13 protein-coding genes and 1 pseudogene are annotated in these 12,832 nt (G+C 69.0%); 9 read left to right on the top strand and 5 right to left on the bottom strand.

What is annotated here, in order from left to right:
- Positions 1-117 precede the first annotated feature (117 nt).
- Positions 118-999, top strand: a complete 882-nt coding sequence (locus tag EJK15_RS43535; RefSeq protein ID WP_206061462.1) for a tyrosine recombinase XerC — start codon at positions 118-120, stop codon at positions 997-999.
- 384 nt (positions 1,000-1,383) lie between these two features.
- Positions 1,384-1,581 carry a hypothetical protein gene (locus EJK15_RS75205; protein ID WP_171074871.1) on the top strand — a complete coding sequence of 66 codons (198 nt, stop codon included), beginning with the start codon at positions 1,384-1,386 and terminating at the stop codon, positions 1,579-1,581.
- Between the two features lie 47 nt (positions 1,582-1,628).
- Here the strand turns inward: EJK15_RS75205 and EJK15_RS77895 are convergent.
- Both EJK15_RS77895 and EJK15_RS43525 read right to left on the bottom strand, forming a co-directional pair.
- Positions 1,629-2,012: pseudogene (locus EJK15_RS77895) on the bottom strand (M23 family metallopeptidase); the annotation flags it as partial.
- A 66-nt stretch (positions 2,013-2,078) separates the two neighbouring features.
- Entirely contained in the window at positions 2,079-3,407 is a 1,329-nt protein-coding gene (locus tag EJK15_RS43525; RefSeq protein ID WP_138716326.1) for an MFS transporter, read from the bottom strand.
- 68 nt (positions 3,408-3,475) lie between these two features.
- On the opposite strand from EJK15_RS43525, the gene EJK15_RS43520 reads away from it, so the two are divergent.
- From EJK15_RS43520 to EJK15_RS43495, 6 genes are all read left to right on the top strand, one after another.
- Positions 3,476-4,093 (top strand): ArsR/SmtB family transcription factor, encoded by a 618-nt coding sequence (locus tag EJK15_RS43520; protein ID WP_138716325.1) that lies wholly within the window; start codon positions 3,476-3,478, stop codon positions 4,091-4,093.
- Between the two features lie 440 nt (positions 4,094-4,533).
- On the top strand, positions 4,534-5,514 hold the full coding sequence (gene rpsB, locus EJK15_RS43515; RefSeq protein WP_138716324.1) for a 30S ribosomal protein S2: 981 nt from the start codon (positions 4,534-4,536) through the stop codon (positions 5,512-5,514).
- Positions 5,515-5,938: 424 nt separating this feature from the next.
- Positions 5,939-6,772 carry a translation elongation factor Ts gene (gene tsf / locus EJK15_RS43510; RefSeq protein WP_138716323.1) on the top strand — a complete coding sequence of 278 codons (834 nt, stop codon included), beginning with the start codon at positions 5,939-5,941 and terminating at the stop codon, positions 6,770-6,772.
- 145 nt (positions 6,773-6,917) lie between these two features.
- On the top strand, positions 6,918-7,616 hold the full coding sequence (pyrH, locus tag EJK15_RS43505) for a UMP kinase (RefSeq protein WP_240777587.1): 699 nt from the start codon (positions 6,918-6,920) through the stop codon (positions 7,614-7,616).
- A 46-nt stretch (positions 7,617-7,662) separates the two neighbouring features.
- Complete coding sequence (gene frr / locus EJK15_RS43500; RefSeq protein ID WP_138716321.1) at positions 7,663-8,220, top strand: ribosome recycling factor; 558 nt, start codon at positions 7,663-7,665, stop codon at positions 8,218-8,220.
- A 96-nt stretch (positions 8,221-8,316) separates the two neighbouring features.
- Entirely contained in the window at positions 8,317-9,156 is an 840-nt protein-coding gene (locus EJK15_RS43495) for a phosphatidate cytidylyltransferase (RefSeq protein WP_171074873.1), read from the top strand.
- Here EJK15_RS43495 and EJK15_RS43490 read toward each other — a convergent pair.
- Positions 9,153-10,175 carry a suppressor of fused domain protein gene (locus EJK15_RS43490; protein ID WP_138716320.1) on the bottom strand — a complete coding sequence of 341 codons (1,023 nt, stop codon included), beginning with the start codon at positions 10,173-10,175 and terminating at the stop codon, positions 9,153-9,155. The two genes, EJK15_RS43495 and EJK15_RS43490, sit on opposite strands and share 4 nt — an antisense overlap.
- A gap of 104 nt (positions 10,176-10,279) precedes the next feature.
- Between EJK15_RS43490 and rlmN the strand changes: the two genes are divergently transcribed.
- On the top strand, positions 10,280-11,380 hold the full coding sequence (gene rlmN / locus EJK15_RS43485; RefSeq protein WP_138716319.1) for a dual-specificity RNA methyltransferase RlmN: 1,101 nt from the start codon (positions 10,280-10,282) through the stop codon (positions 11,378-11,380).
- Position 11,381: 1 nt separating this feature from the next.
- Here rlmN and EJK15_RS43480 read toward each other — a convergent pair whose 3' ends face one another.
- Both EJK15_RS43480 and EJK15_RS43475 read right to left on the bottom strand, forming a co-directional pair.
- Positions 11,382-12,050 carry a hypothetical protein gene (locus tag EJK15_RS43480; protein WP_138716318.1) on the bottom strand — a complete coding sequence of 223 codons (669 nt, stop codon included), beginning with the start codon at positions 12,048-12,050 and terminating at the stop codon, positions 11,382-11,384.
- Positions 12,047-12,823: an ABC transporter ATP-binding protein gene (locus EJK15_RS43475; RefSeq protein ID WP_240777586.1), complete on the bottom strand. Its 777-nt coding sequence runs from the start codon at positions 12,821-12,823 to the stop codon at positions 12,047-12,049. The genes EJK15_RS43480 and EJK15_RS43475 overlap by 4 nt, the downstream gene beginning before the upstream one ends.
- Between the last annotated feature and the right edge of the window lie 9 nt (positions 12,824-12,832).

The following is a 12,832-nucleotide window of genomic DNA, read 5'->3' as shown; positions in this document are numbered from 1 at the left end:
GGACGTGGCATGGGGGGTGGGAAGGCGAGGTTGTTCCTGGGTTGGTGTTTGGGCTTGGGCGGGGGATGGCACGATCGTTTGTGGGTGTGGTGACGTAGCCGGGATGGGAGGACGGGTGTGGGCCGGGACGAGGTGGTCGCCGAGTTCGGTCGGTACCTGCGGTTCGAACGCGATCTATCCCCGCATACGGTCCGGGCCTACCTGGCTGACGTCAACTCCCTGCTCGATTGCCTGAACGGGCCGGTTGAGGGTCTCGATATCGGGGTGCTCCGAAAGTGGCTGGCGGACCAGCACGGGGCGGGGAAGGCGCGGGCCACTCTGGCGCGTAGGGCCGCCTGTGCTCGTACGTTCACCGCCTACTGCCACCGTCGTGGTTGGCTGCCGGTGGATCCCGGGCTGCTGCTCGGAAGTGCCAAGGCAGCCCGTTCCTTGCCATCCGTACTCGATCAGGAGCAGGCGCAGGTCGTCCTGGATGCGCCTTCGACGGTGGAGCCCAAGGAACTGCGGGATCAGGCCCTTCTCGAGATGTTGTACGCCACTGGCGTGCGGGTGAGCGAGCTGTGTGCGCTGGATGTGGATGACGTGGACCGGGACCGGCACGTCATCAGGGTGTTGGGCAAGGGGCGCAAGGAGCGTTCGGTGCCGTTCGGGTTGCCTGCCCTGCGAGCGCTGGACAGGTGGTGCATTCACGGGCGGCCGCTGTGGGTGCGGGCGGGGTCGGGGCCGGCGCTCTTCCTTGGGGTGCGTGGTGGCCGGATCGACACGGGGACTGTTCGGCGGGTGGTGCATGCTCGGCTGGCGCAGGTGGAAGGGGTGCCGGACATGGGGCCCCACGGTTTGCGGCACACGGCGGCGACGCACCTGCTCGAGGGCGGCGCGGATCTACGTAGCGTTCAGGAGCTCCTTGGGCACGCGTCCTTGAACAGCACGCAGATCTATACGCACGTGTCGATTGAGCGCCTGCGTGCCGCGTACAGGCAAGCTCATCCAAGGGCATGAGGGTCCATTCGCTCGATTTCGTCGGCTGACTGCTCTTCGCTCGTCCCTTCCCGTGGCGGCTCTCTGCTGTTCGTTGGTAGGGGTGCGTCTTCTCATTGCGATGGCGGGGGCGCTGTGGTGCGTCGGTCCCGGAGGTTTCGGACGTGGCGTCTGTGGCGGCGTCTGCGGTGCTGACCCCTTCTTGCGCTGTGCTCGCTTCTTCGGGTGCGCCGGCGTCGTCGCCGGTGTAGGGCGGTGATCAGGAGGAGCACTCCTAGAAGTGCGCCGGCCAAGCCGATGGTGGGTGCTATGTGGGTCGAGGTGGAACTGCTCAGGAGATAGCCATTCGGGAGAGCGGGCGGCATGGGGCGATGGGGTGGACGGGATGCGGCAACGCTTCGCGATGTGGTGAAGGTTGGAGATGTGGTGAAGGTTGGAGATGCGGTGAAGGTTGGAGATGCGGTGAAGGTTGGAGATGTGCTGGAGGTCGATGATGGCGCCGTTGCATTTACAGGAGCAGGGGCGGCGGCGGAGGAGGATGCGGGCCAGAAAGGCAGCAGGCGGATGGGGGCGTGGCCCAGGAGGAGTAGGGGATCGAGGTAGCGGGCTTCGCGGAGGAGGCCCCAGTGCAGGCATGATTCCGGGCAGTGGCCTTCTGATGGTTCTATGACGCCTAGTTCGGCTCCTGGCGTGATGGGCTGGCCTCGTTTTACCGATGCTGTGACCGGCAGGTACGTCGTGCGGAGGCCCCCTTCGTGCTCGATGGTGACCACGCCTTTTCCTGCTACGGGGCCGGCGAAGCGGACTGTGCCTGGGCCTGCTGCCAGGACTGGGGTGGTTGCTGGGGCGGCCAGGTCTACGCCGCGGTGTCCGGCGAGCCAGGGTTCGGGTGGTGGGGTGAAGCGGCGGAGGATGCGGGGGTGTCCGTCCAGTGGCCAGCGCCAATCGGGAGGCGACGCCCTTGCAGGGGGAGCGGTGAGAGAAAGGATCGCGGTCGCGAGGGCCGTGGCCAGCAGGATGATCTGGGACTTCATGGCGCGAGTCTGCGCGAGGTGACCGGGACGCCGTTGGATCGAACCGCATTCTGTGGATGGAGAAGGTCAGGATGGGTGACCTGTGGATATGTGGAACTCTGTCGGCGCTGGGTGAGGGGATGGAGGACGAGGGTGGCGGGGGCGTAGAGGGGAGGTCCAGATCCAGAGGGTGCTCAGGGCTATGCCGGCCGCGCAGGTGAGGATCACCGGGCGCAGGCCGAGGAATTCCGCGGCGACGCCGCCGGCGAGGCCGCCCAGGGCCAGGACGCCCTGGATCGCGAACGTCATGGTGGCGTTCACCCGGCCGCGCAGCTCCGGGGAGGTCTCGCGGAGCGTGATGGCGCCCATGCAGGTGGCGAAGGCCACGACTGTGCCGCCCGTGATGAGTCCCGTGACGGTCAGCAGGGCGAGCTTCCACCAGAGAGGGCCGGTCAGGAGGCCGACCGCCAGGATCTCGATGGGGAAGAAGAGCACCGCGATGAGCAGGATGCGGTTCTCGCCGTAGCGCTTCGACAGGCGGGCCGTGAGCCACGCGCCCAGGAGGCCGCCGGCGCCGCTCAGGGCGATGAGGAGGCCGATCAGCCCCTTGGGGATGCCGAGGGTGTTCACCATGTAGAGCATGTAGACGGCCGTGTACGCCATGGCGAAAAAGTTGATCGTGACGCCCGCCGCCAGCAGGGCGCGCAGCACGGGGTGGGTGACGCCGGCTCGGAGACCCTCCACGATTTCGCGCCACATGCCTCGGGAGGGGGCCGGCGCGTTCTTCTCCGGGGTACGGATGGCGCGGAGCAGCAGGGCCGAGGTCAGGAACGACAGAGCCTCGGCGAGCACTGCCAGCGGGGCTGTGAGGATCTGGACCAGCAGGCCGGCCAGGCCGGGGCCGCCGACCGAGGCGACCGAGTAGGAGGCGTGGAAGCCGGCCATCGCCTCGGTTCGCTGGGCCGGCGGTACGACCCCCGCCACGTAGGGGAAGTTCGCCGCCTTGAAGAGCACTCCGGCCGAGCCGATCACCAGGGCCACGGCGATCAGCCAGGTGATGTTCAGGAAGCCGAGGAGCCAGGCCAGGGGGACCGTCGCGGCGGCCGCGCAGGAGACGAGCTCGCAGGCGATCATCAGCGGGCGGTGCCGGGTGAGCCGGTCGGCGATGGCGCCCGACTGGAGGCCGAACAGGAGGGCGGGCACCGAGGCGGCCGCGGTCAGCATTCCCATCTGGGACGGGGAGGCGGTCAGCAGGGTCACCGCGGTCAAGGGGATGGCGAGCTTGGAGACCTCCGAGCCGGTGATCGAGATCGTCCGGGCCGTCCACAGCAGGCGGTAGTCGCGTTGCCTGCGGAGGGGAGGCGGTGGATCGGAGGCATGCTGAGGCGAGAGAGAGTTGTGAAGGGAATGCTTCATAATTTATGAAGGTATCCCTTCATAGTTCTGAAGGCAATGTTTCAGATCGGTGCGGGTACCTTTGGCGCATGACTCGGGACGGAGACTGGCTCAGTGATCCCAAGGCGATGCGGGCGCTGGCCCACCCGGCGCGGCTGATGATCCTGAACAGGCTCGGAGTCGAGGGGAGCGCCACCGCGACGGAGGTGGCCGAGATCGCGGGCATCACGCCCAGCGCCGCCAGCTACCACCTCCGGATGCTGGCCAAGTACGGCTTCGTCGAGGACGCCCCGCCCCGAGGCGACGGCAGGGAGCGGTTGTGGCGGACCGTGGACCGGCCCCTCAGCGTCGGTATCGCGCCCGGCGACCAGCCCGACGTCCGGGACGCCAAGATGTCGCTGATGCTGGCGTTCCGTCGCGAGGCCGACGAGGAGGCCGACCGCGCGCTGGCCAACGCCGGCAGGGAGCCGGCGGAGTGGCGCGACGCGACCGTGTTCAACCGCGTGCGGATCAGGGTCGACGTCGAGGAGCTGGTGCGGCTCAACGAGGAGATCAGGAAGCTGATCGAGCCGTACGCCGCCCGCCAGCGCGGCGAGAAGGACGCGCCGGGCGGAGCCAGGATCGCTGAGGCGCAGGTCAATCTCTTTCCGGTCGCGCCGAGGGTGGTGCCGGGACTGCCAACTGAGGATCACGACGCGGTGAGCTGACGCGCACCTGCGTACCACGCTCCGGGCCGGCGGGTCGGCTGCCTGCTGGAGGACGGGGTCGGCGGCGTGGAGCGGTTCGCAGGGCGGTACCGCGATGGACGCGCCACGCTTGGGCTGCCGCCGTCCGACGATCACAACCGCGGGGTGATGGCGGCGCAGGCCTGCCTCGAGGAGGGTTGATCGGCGTATGTGGTGGCGGTGGGACAAGATGTCCGTTTGACCGTAGACGGTCTGCCTGGGGCGATGTGGGAGGTAGACTTTTCGGTGGCCTGTGACTACAGGCCGACTTCGCATGTCCCATTGCGGACCGCGCCATCGGTCCGGGCCTTACCGCCCGGCTGGAGCGGGTTCGGGGCATCAGGGCGGCAGCCGACGCGTTGCCGCGGCACAACCGAGAATCGCGCCCATCCGCAGGGCGCCCAGACCTGGAGGACCAGCAAATGGCCCCCGTCGTCACCATGCGACAGCTGCTCGAGAGCGGCGTTCACTTCGGCCACCAGACTCGGCGCTGGAACCCGAAGATGAAGCGCTTCATCTTCACCGAGCGCAACGGCATCTACATCATCGACCTTCAGAAGTCGCTGGCCTACATCGACCGCGCGTACGACTTCGTGAAGGAGACCGTCGCCCACGGCGGCACGGTCCTGTTCATCGGCACCAAGAAGCAGGCTCAGGAGGCCATCTCCGAGCAGGCCGCCCGGGTCGGCATGCCCTACGTCAACCAGCGCTGGCTGGGCGGCATGCTCACCAACTTCTCCACCGTGCACAAGAGGCTTCAGCGTCTGAAGGAGCTCGAGGAGCTCGACTTCGACAACGTCGCGGCCTCGGGGCTCACCAAGAAGGAGCTCCTCATGCGCCGTCGCGAGAAGGACAAGCTCGAGCGCACGCTCGGCGGCATCCGCGACATGGGCCGCGTGCCCAGCGCGGTGTGGATCGTCGACACCAAGAAGGAGCACATCGCGATCAGTGAGGCCAAGAAGCTTGGCATCCCTGTCGTCGCGATCCTCGACACCAACTGCGACCCCGACGAGGTCGACTACCCGATCCCGGGCAACGACGACGCCATCCGCGCCGTCGGCCTGCTGACCAGGGTCGTCGCCGACGGTGTCGCGGCCGGTCTGATGGCCCGCTCCGGCGCCGCCCGCGGCGACGAGAAGCCGGCTGCCGCCGAGCCGCTGGCCGAGTGGGAGCGCGAGCTCATCGAGCAGGGCACCGGCGAGCGCGCGGCCGACGAGGTCGAGGCCGCTCCCGAGGCTGCCGCTCCTGAGGTTGCCGCTCCTGAGGCCGAGGCTCCCGAGGTTGCCGCTCCTGAGGCGGTCGCCGAGGCCGCTCCGGTCGCGGAGGCTCCGGTTGAGGAGGCTTCGGCTGAGGCCGCTCCCGCTGAGGCCGCCGCCGAGGGCGAGACCGAGCAGCAGGCCTGACGCACGGCACGGGCAATGGCCGCCGACCACGGCCATTGCCACCCGTTCGGGGCGCAGGCCAGGAATTCAGACAGCTGAATGTGTGGCGGCGGTCAGGGTTGAGGCCCCGGTGGTCGCTCGCCCGAGAGGGTGCGGCGGCGGCCAGGCTGAGGTCGCGTGGTTGCCCGCCTGAGGCGGTGAGCGAAAGGCCCGGTGTGGTCGCCGGGCCGGTGGGCCGCGAGGCGGTGGCCGAGCCGGGGTGATAGGCCGCGGCGAGGCTGGGCAGTATGCCGAGCGGAGCAGCAGCAAGCCGACCTGACCCCGAGCCCCGGACAAAGACCAAGGCTCCTGTACGGCACGCGCCTGCCGTACCGACAAGGGTGGGTGACCGGATCCCGGTGCCCACCCGATCCACGACGACGAAATCCCACAAGGAATAAGAGCAATGGCTTCCGTGAACATGGCCGACGTCAAGCGGCTTCGCGAGATCACCGCTGCCGGCATGATGGACTGCAAGAAGGCGCTCGAGGAGTCCGACGGCGACTTCGACCGCGCCATCGAGCTGCTGCGCCTGAAGGGCGCCAAGGACGTGGGCAAGCGTGAGGCCCGCACGGCCTCCAACGGCCTGGTCGCGCTCAAGCAGGACGGTGACTCCTTCGCCGCGCTGCTCGAGCTCAACTGCGAGACCGACTTCGTGGCCAAGGGAGAGCGCTTCCAGGAGCTGGCCGGCCAGGTCGTCGCGCACGTCCTGGAGACCAGGCCCGCCGATGTGGCGGCCCTGCTGGAGTCCTCCTTCGATGGCAAGACCGTCAAGGAGCACCTCGACGTCGCCAACGTCGCGCTCGGCGAGAAGATCGAGATCCGCCGCTTCGCCGTGCTCGAGGGCGGCTACATCGGCGTGTACATGCACAAGACCGACCCCGCGCTGCCGCCCGCGGTCGGCGTGCTGGTCCAGCTGGACAAGCCGAACGCCGACGTCGCCAAGGACATCGCGCAGCACGCCGCCGCCATGGCGCCGCAGTACCTCAAGCCCGCCTCCGTGCCGGCCGAGATCGTCGACAAGGAGCGCAAGCTCTTCGAGGAGATGACCCGCGAGGAGGGCAAGCCCGAGGCTGCGATCGGCAAGATCGTCGAGGGTCGTGTCAACGGCTGGTACAAGGACTTCACGCTGCTCCAGCAGGCCTTCGTGAAGGACAACAAGAAGAGCGTGGGCAAGTACGCTGAGGAGAACGGCGTCGAGGTCCTGGCCTTTGTCCGCTTCAAGGTCGGTCAGGCTTAGGCTTAGGCAAGCCACCAGCCCATCGATCCACCGAATGAAGGAGGCCGCCGCCGTGCAGGACCACCGGGAGCCAGCCCACGAATCCACACGGACGGCGGCTTCCTCATCTCCAAACCCGCACAACCACCTCAGGTGGAAGCGGGTGATGCTGAAGCTGTCGGGCGAGGCGTTCGCCGGCAGCGAGCCGCTGGGCATCGACCCGGTGGTCGTCGATCATCTGGCCGATTCGATCGCCGAGGCGGTCAAGGAGGGCGTGCAGGTCGCCGTAGTGGTCGGCGGCGGCAACATGTTCCGCGGCGCAACCCTGTCGCAGGGCGGCATCGACCGGGCCAGGGCCGACTACATGGGCATGCTCGGCACGGTCATCAACTGCCTGGCCCTGCAGGACTTCCTCGAACGGCGGGGCGTCGAGACACGCGTGCAGACCGCCATCACCATGCAGCAGGTGGCCGAGCCGTTCCTGCCACGCCGCGCGATCAGGCACCTCGAGAAGGGCCGCGTGGTCATCTTCGGCGCAGGGCTCGGCTCGCCCTACTTCTCCACCGACACCGCGGCGTCCCAGCGGGCCCTGGAGATCGGCGCCGAGGCGCTGCTCAAGGGCACGCAGGTGGACGGCATCTACGACTCCGACCCACGGAAGAATCCGGACGCGGTCAGGTTCGACCACCTCGACTACGGTGAGGTGCTGCTGCGCGACCTCGCGGTCATGGACGCCACCGCGATCAGCCTGTGCAAGGACAACGATCTGCCGATCGTGGTCTTCGACCTGATGGGCGAGGGCAACATCCTGCGAGCGGTTCGCGGTGAGAAAATCGGCACACTGGTGAGTCCCGCAGGCAAATGACGGAGCGAGCCCGATCCCGCCAGCTAGCAGACGACAGGGAGCCGCTGTGATCGACGAAACCCTCCTCGAAGCCGAGGAAAAGATGGACAAGGCCGTCTCGGTCGCGAAGGAGGACTTCGCGACCATCCGTACGGGTCGGGTCACCCCCTCCATGTTCAACAAGATCCACGCCGAGTACTACGGGACGCCGACGCCGATCCAGCAGCTGGCGTCGTTTCACGTGCCCGAGGCCCGCATGGTGCTCATCCAGCCTTACGACAAGAGCTCGATGACCGCGATCGAGAGGGCCATCCGAGACTCCGATCTCGGCGTCAACCCGACTGACGACGGCCAGGTCATCCGCGTGACGTTCCCGGAGCTGTCCGAGGAGCGCCGCAAGGAGTACATCAAGGTCGCCAGGAACAAGGGCGAGCACGCCAAGGTCTCCATCCGCAACATCCGCCGCTCCGCCAAAGAGATCCTCGACAAGATGATCAAGGACGGCGACGCGGGTGAGGACGAGGTCAGGCGGGCCGAGAAGGAGCTCGACGACATCACCCAGAAGCACGTCGCCAAGATCGACGAGCTTCTCAAGCACAAGGAAACCGAGCTGCTCGAGGTCTGAGCGGCGGGTCGCGTTCAGCGGGCCGCCCCAGGTAGCGGGTCTTGCACCTACGGCCCTCGCCCGGACGGCGGGGGCCGTGGCTCTTGGAGAAACTCTGTGGAAGAACGTACGGCTGGCACCAGCTCGAGCGGCGGCAGCCGTACGGGACGGAACCTGCCTGCCGCGATCGCCGTCGGCGTGGTGCTGGGCGCGCTCACCCTCGGCTCGCTCTACACGATCAAGGAGCTGTTCCTCCTCGTGGTCGTGGGCGCCGTGGGCGTCGGCGTGGTGGAGCTGACCAAGGCCTTCGCCACCCGTGACATCAAGGTGCCGGCCGTGCCCGTGCTGGCGGGTCTGGCGGCGATGCAGGCCGCGGCGTACTGGGGCGGGGCGGTCTGGCTGCTGGCCACGTTCACGGTGTTCGCGCTCGTGCTGCTGATCTGGCGGATGTTCGGCGACGGCACGGAAGGCTACGTGCGCGACGCCTCGGCGTCGGTGTTCACGCTGTTCTATCCAGCGCTGCTGGCGGCGTTCGTGGCCATGCTGCTGCGGGCCGACGACGGCGACCACCGGGTGGCGATCTTCATCGCGGTGACCGTGGCCAGCGACATCGGCGGATACATCGCGGGCGTGCTGTTCGGCAGGCACCAGATGACGGCCATCAGCCCGAAGAAGACCTGGGAGGGATTCGCCGGGTCCCTGGTCGCGTGCACGGCGGTCGGGGCGTGGCTGGTGACGTGGCTGCTCCACGGCGACATCTGGCAGGGCGCGCTGATCGGGGCGCTGGCCGCGCTGCTGGCGACCGTGGGCGACCTGATCGAGTCGATGATCAAGCGGGATCTCGGCATCAAGGACCTGGGCACGATCCTGCCCGGCCACGGCGGCCTGATGGACCGGCTCGACTCGCTGGTGACGACGCTGGTGCCGGTCTGGGTGCTGATGACCCTGTTCTTCTAGTGGTGCTGCGCTTCGAGCGTTTCCGCGGTGATGGGCGTCAGCCACAGCCACCGTACGGCCTCGCCACCGAACGCGAATCCTGACATATCAGGCATGTGGGGGGCATCGGCCAGCATCAGCACACCGGAGTACTGCGGCCCCAGCGGGAACGTCGAAGGCTCGTGATACCACTTCGCCGTGTGCCCGTGGCCGAGCCACGTGACCGAGTGCCACGGATATTGCGCCAGCCACACCAGCAGCAGCGCCGCGTCCCGGGGATCCTCCCGGGTGGCCACGGCCAGCTCGATCCTGGCGTACGCGCCCGGCTTGTCGATCCACTGCTCGACCGTCGGCATGCGCTGGCAGCTCATCCCCACCGTGGACAGCACGGTGAAGTCGCGCTTCTGGTGCGGCGGGCGCTCGGTGATCCCGACGGTCGGCAGCCGCTCACCGCTGGCGTCCCAGTACCTGCCCGCGGGGCCCAGCGCCCGGTCCAGATGGCCCATCACGAACTGCTGGAACGACGGCCACGACCCCTCGCCGTGCCGCCACCGCCAGTAGGACTTGGCGTTGGAGATCCGCGGTTCCAGCCCTTCGAGCGCCTCCGACAGGGCCCACGCGAACGGCGACTCGCCCACCGCGTCGCGCGCGTAGCCGGGCATGCCCCTGCTCATGTCGGCCCAGCCGGGGATGACCGCGAGGAGGTCGCCGTCCTCGTACAGCGCGACCCCGTCGCCCTCCTCGAACCACAGCGCCGTGAGCTCCCCGAGTGGCCGGCGGCCGTCGGGATGCAGCGTGTTGGGCCTGGGCATCAGCGGCGGTAAGCCGGCGTTGATCCGGGCCAGGTCCACGACGGGCGGGGCGGGGCGGTGGTTGGCCAGCCAGACGGCGCCGTGCACCGTGCCGTCGGGCGAGCACAGGTAAGCTACCGAGGAGTCCTCGTCCCGCTCGACGACGAGCGTCCGGCTACCGTACGGGTTGCCGGCGGCGAGAACGACCTCGGCGCCACCCTCGCCAGACGCCGACCGAAAAATCGCCATACGTGTGCACTGTAGATCCGGCAGAGACCATGACGCGAGGAATTCCACCTCCGATCCGAACGTTCCTTACCCTGGCCGACAAACCCTCAAGCAAAGGCAGTAACGTGTCCCAGCCCCCAGGTCAGCTCACCTTCGTCGCGCCCCGGCGGGCCAAGCCCGCACGGCATCTGGCCGACCTGTCGATGGCCGACCGGCGGGCCGCGGTGACCGAACTGGGCGAGAAGGCCTTCCGCGCCGACCAGCTCTCGCGCCACTACTTCGAGCGCCTCACCGCCGACGTCGGCGCGATGACCGATCTGCCCGCGGGGGCCCGCGAGACGCTGGCCGCGCTGCTGCCCACGCTGCTCACCCCGGTCAGGGAGCAGACGACGGACGGCGGCACCACGCGCAAGACGCTGTGGCGGCTGTTCGACGGCGCGCTGGTCGAGTCGGTGCTCATGCGCTATCCCGACCGGGTCACGATGTGTGTGTCGTCGCAGGCCGGCTGCGGCATGAACTGCCCGTTCTGCGCCACCGGGCAGGCGGGGCTGACCCGCAACATGTCCACCGCCGAGATCGTCGAGCAGGTCGTGTCGGGGGCACGGGCGCTGGCGGCCGGCGAGGTGCCCGGCGGTCCTGGCCGGGTGAACAACGTCGTGTTCATGGGCATGGGCGAGCCGCTGGCCAACTACAAGCAGGTGATCGGCGCGGTCCGCCGCCTGGTGGAGCCCGCGCCGGACGGGCTCGGCATCTCGGCGCGCGGCGTCACGGTCTCCACCGTCGGCCTGGTGCCCGCCATCGGCAAGCTCGCCGACGAGGGGCTGCCGGTCACGCTGGCGCTGTCGCTGCACGCGCCCGACGACGAGCTGCGCGACACGCTGGTGCCGATCAACACGCGGTGGAAGGTGTCGGAGGTGCTCGACGCCGCGTGGGCGTACGCGGCGAAGACCAAGCGGCGGGTCTCGATCGAATACGCACTGATCAAGGACATCAACGACCAGGAGTGGCGGGCCGACCTGCTGGGCAAGCTGGTCAAGAACAAGCTGGTGCACGTCAACCTGATCCCGCTCAACCCGACGCCCGGCTCCAAGTGGACGGCGTCGCGGCCGGAGGACGAGCGGGCGTTCGTACGGCGGCTGCAGTTCCACGGCGTGCCCGTGACCGTACGCGACACGCGCGGGCGCGAGATCGACGGCGCCTGCGGCCAGCTCGCCGCGGCCGAATAGGTCACCTCCTGAGGCGCCGCCGGGCGTAGAACGCGAGGGCGATCAGGCACCAGACGAGGGAGACGGCGGCGAGCTCGGGGAGCCGGTCCGCCAGGTGGCCGTCGTTCGCGGCCCGCATCCAGGCGATGAGCGGGACGGTGAGCCAGCACACGGACGACGCGCTGAGCAGCAGCATCGCCAGGAAACCGAAGACCAGGGCCATGATCGAGATGGCCGGGGAACGCAGGACGGCGCGGCTGGTGAGCGCGCCGAGCGCGGTTCCCGTCAGCGCCGCCAGGCCGTACAGGAGGACGACGGCGGCCAGCACCCCGGACGATGGGGACGCGCTGACGCCGAGCAGCAGGGCCCAGCCCAGGCCGAGCGCCGCCAGCGCGGCACACGCCGCGAACGCCGCCACCAGGCCCGCGGCCACTTCCCTGCCCCGGCCGCCCACCTGGACGGCGGACATCTCGCGCTGCCGGTCGGGCTCGGTGTCGAGGAGGCTCCTCGCGGCCCAGGCCAGGATGGGGATGATCAGTACGGCGCCGTCCGCGAGCACGGCGGCCTCCTCACCGCGCGGGGCGCGGCTGCCGTAGACGATCGCCAGCATGGCCAGGGCGAGGAGGAGCGCCTGGTACACGCGGTGCGAGCGAACGTAGGCGGTCAGCCGGAACGCGGCCAGGGCGATCATCCGATCTCCTCGATCTCGCGGGCCCGATAGCCATCGCCGCGCATCCTGGCGAGGAAGCGGTGGAGCTCTTCGGCGGGCACGGTGACGGCAACGGTCGCCACCCCGGACGCACCGGTGGGATGCGGGCCAGAGGTAGGCGCGGGGTTCGCGGTGCCCTCCTTGAGGCGGCCGTCGAGCACCGACCAGTGGCGGGCGGCGGGTAAGGCGCGCAGGCCGCCCTGATGGTCGCTGGCGATGACGATGCCGCCGCGAGCCGCGACCTCGGCGGCGATCGAGGGCAGTGCCTCCCGCGTGCCGGCGTCGAGACCGGCGAACGGCTCGTCGAGGATCAGCAGCCCAGGCTCGGCCATCAGCGCCTGGACCAGGCCGACCTTGTGCGCGCTGCCCTTCGACAGCTCGCCCAGCGGCAGGGCCAGGAGGTGGCTCATGGTCAGGCGCTCGGCCCACGGCTCCCAGCGGGCGCCGCCGCGTACGCGGGACATGTGACGCAGGTAGGCCGTGACCGTGAACGGCTGGCCGGTGGGAAATCGGTCGGGCGCGAACCCGACGACCTCGGGACGGCCGGTGATCGTGCCCGTCGTCGGCGCGGCGAGCCCCGCCAGGAGGCGCAGGAGAGTCGATTTGCCGGCCCCGTTGACACCCGTCATTTCGATCACGTCGCCGGGAGCGAGACGCGCGTCGGCGTCCTGGATGACGAAACGGTCACCCCTTCGGTAGCGGAAAGAGACCTTGGACAGATGCATGGTGGTGTAACGGTATATGTCGGGTCGCATAGCCGCGAT

It is taken from the genome of Nonomuraea basaltis (assembly GCF_005893125.1).
Classification (GTDB): Bacteria; Actinomycetota; Actinomycetes; order Streptosporangiales; family Streptosporangiaceae; genus Nonomuraea; species Nonomuraea basaltis.
Note: the sequence above shows the minus strand (reverse complement) of the source record. Positions and strands in the feature narration are given on the sequence as shown.

What these genes read in the sequence shown, in the direction of transcription:
- EJK15_RS43525 (WP_138716326.1), bottom strand. Translation starts at nt 3,407, where the DNA reads ATGAAGCATTCCCTTCACAACTCTCTCTCGCCTCAGCATGCCTCCGAT.
- EJK15_RS43520 (WP_138716325.1), top strand. Translation starts at nt 3,476, where the DNA reads ATGACTCGGGACGGAGACTGGCTCAGTGATCCCAAGGCGATGCGGGCG.
- rpsB (WP_138716324.1), top strand. Translation starts at nt 4,534, where the DNA reads ATGGCCCCCGTCGTCACCATGCGACAGCTGCTCGAGAGCGGCGTTCAC.
- tsf (WP_138716323.1), top strand. Translation starts at nt 5,939, where the DNA reads ATGGCTTCCGTGAACATGGCCGACGTCAAGCGGCTTCGCGAGATCACC.
- pyrH (WP_240777587.1), top strand. Translation starts at nt 6,918, where the DNA reads ATGCTGAAGCTGTCGGGCGAGGCGTTCGCCGGCAGCGAGCCGCTGGGC.
- EJK15_RS43490 (WP_138716320.1), bottom strand. Translation starts at nt 10,175, where the DNA reads ATGGCGATTTTTCGGTCGGCGTCTGGCGAGGGTGGCGCCGAGGTCGTT.
- EJK15_RS43480 (WP_138716318.1), bottom strand. Translation starts at nt 12,050, where the DNA reads ATGATCGCCCTGGCCGCGTTCCGGCTGACCGCCTACGTTCGCTCGCAC.
- EJK15_RS43475 (WP_240777586.1), bottom strand. Translation starts at nt 12,823, where the DNA reads ATGCGACCCGACATATACCGTTACACCACCATGCATCTGTCCAAGGTC.